Annotated in this window: 2 protein-coding genes; both read left to right on the top strand. The window is 68.1% G+C overall.

All coding sequences use genetic code 11. The annotated features are described in order from the left end of the window. On the top strand, positions 1-694 hold a 694-nt coding region (locus Q0112_RS06550; protein ID WP_297972972.1), incomplete at its 5' end, for a DUF6615 family protein. Between the two features lie 253 nt (positions 695-947). Continuing rightward, positions 948-2403: type I DNA topoisomerase (topA, locus tag Q0112_RS06555; protein ID WP_297972974.1), on the top strand; the 1456-nt coding region annotated here is incomplete at its 3' end.

A 2403-nucleotide genomic window follows, 5' to 3' on the forward strand; every position in this document is an offset into this window, starting at 1 on the left:
GGTAATCGCGTTCAACAAGGCGCGGGAGGCTGCAACCGGCGCGGACTGGTTATGGTCGTTTGTGCGCGCGGACGGGGGCCAGTCGCTAACGATGCTCGTCCAGGCCAAGCGGCTTGAGGATGCCGAGCAAGTCTATCAGGGTATCAATCGCAATATCGGCAAGCGGACACCGCCCATCCGCCAGATCGATCAATTGCTCGCCACGGCGCAAAGCCAAGGGGTTCCAGCCATCTATGCCTTCTACAATCATGTTACAAGCGCGAGCCGCGTGCCCCGGAAATGCCGGTCGCTGCAGTCGATCGATCCTGATCAGGTGCGCGGCTTCGGCATTAGCCTAGCCGAAGCGTCAATGGTCGCAGGTGCGCTCCCGAACGAGTCGTTTGACGTGCACAGAAACCATTCTATTCCGCTGCACTGCCTGTTGTGCAACGGTGGCCAAGGGACCCGACCAGCCGGCGGGACGCCGGAGATGGCCGCGTTTGGCCTTGCCCGGTTGCGCTCTCTGGCATCGCGCGAAGTGCATGATTTGGGTGATCTGGGTATGCGGTTGGGCCTTCATCCGACGGTCGCATACGCGTTGGAGCTCACTGCGCGGCGCACTGATGGAGGCGACTTCCCTGCGCGGGATGACCTGCCAGACATAGCCGGTGTCGTCGTGCTTCGAGACACTGAAGGGGACCCCCGAGCAGGCTGAGTCTCAGGGCAATGCCTGAGACTCAGCCTGCTCGGAGCCTACTCCAGTAAGAGATCGATGCAGGGCACCGCTCGCAGTCATCGCCCCCAACCCGGCCCCTCCTGGCGCACAGCCGACGCGGCCCTCACCCGTCGCCGTCGCCGCCGCCGTCCGCCCCGCCCGCTCGCGCCCGCTTCGGTTGACAACGCCCGCGCCCCGCCCCATCTAGGCCGCCGACCGTGCGCCGCCTCCCCGGCGCCGCAGGAGCTAGCCCATGGCCGTCGTCGTCGTCGAATCGCCCGCCAAGGCGAAAACCATCAACCAGTACCTCGGCCCCGGCTACACCGTCCTCGCCTCCTACGGCCACGTCCGCGACCTGCCCGCCAAGGACGGCTCGGTCGACCCCGACCAGGACTTCGCCATGAAGTGGGAGGTCGCCCCCGAGAGCCAGAAGCACGTCCGCGCCATCGCCGAGGCGCTGAAGGACGACGGCAAGCTCATCCTCGCCACCGACCCCGACCGCGAGGGCGAGGCCATCTCCTGGCACCTCCTCCAGGCCCTGACCGGCCGCAAGGCGGTGAAGAAGGACACCGAGGTCGCCCGCGTCGCCTTCAACGCCATCACCAGGGCCGCGGTCGCCCAGGCGATGGAGAACCCGCGCCAGATCGACATGGAGCTGGTCGACGCCTACCTCGCCCGCCGGGCGCTCGACTATCTCGTCGGCTTCAAGCTCTCCCCCGTCCTCTGGCGCAAGCTCCCCGGCGCCCGCTCCGCCGGCCGCGTCCAGTCCGTCGCCCTCCGCCTCATCGTCGAGCGCGAGATGGAGATCGAGGCCTTCCGCGCCCGGGAATACTGGACCGTCAAGGCGCTGCTCGCCACCCCCCGCGGCGACACCTACGAGGCCCGCCTCGTCACCCTCGACGGCCGCAAGCTCGACAAGTTCGACCTCGGCGACGAAGGCGCGGCCACGACGGCCGTCGCCGCCATCGAGGCCCGCGACCTCACCGTCTCGGCGGTGGAGTCGAAGCCCGCAACCCGCAACCCGGCCGCCCCCTTCATGACCTCCACCCTCCAGCAGGAGGCCAGCCGCAAGTTCGGCTTCGGCGCCCGCCAGACCATGAACGCCGCCCAGCGCCTCTACGAGGCCGGCCACATCACCTACATGCGCACCGACGGCATCGACATGGCGCCGGAGGCGGTCATGTCCGCCCGCGACGTCATCAAGGCCCGCTACGGAGCGGACTACGTCCCCTCCTCCCCGCGCATGTACAAGAACAAGGCCAAGAACGCCCAGGAAGCCCACGAGTGCATCCGCCCGACCGACATGGGCAAGCACCCCGACAGCATCCGCCTCGAGCCCGACCAGTGGAAGCTCTACGACCTGATCTGGAAGCGCTCCCTCGCCTCCCAGATGGAGGCCGCCCGCTTCGAGCGCACCACCATCGACATCGCCTCTGCCGACCGCGCCGTCGGCCTCCGCGCCACCGGCCAGGTCGTCACCTTCGACGGCTTCCTCAAGGTCTACACCGAAGGCCGCGACGACGAGGACATCGACCTCTCCGAAGACGGAGACGGCGGCCGCCTGCCGAACATCGTCAACGGCGAGCCCGCCCAGAAGCGCAGCGTAACCCCGGAACAACACTTCACCCAGCCCCCACCCCGCTACACCGAGGCCACGCTGGTCAAGCGCATGGAGGAGCTCGGCATCGGCCGCCCCTCCACCTACGCCT

Origin of the sequence: uncultured Amaricoccus sp. (assembly GCF_937858865.1) — a bacterium.
In the GTDB taxonomy this organism is placed as follows: Bacteria; Pseudomonadota; Alphaproteobacteria; order Rhodobacterales; family Rhodobacteraceae; genus Amaricoccus.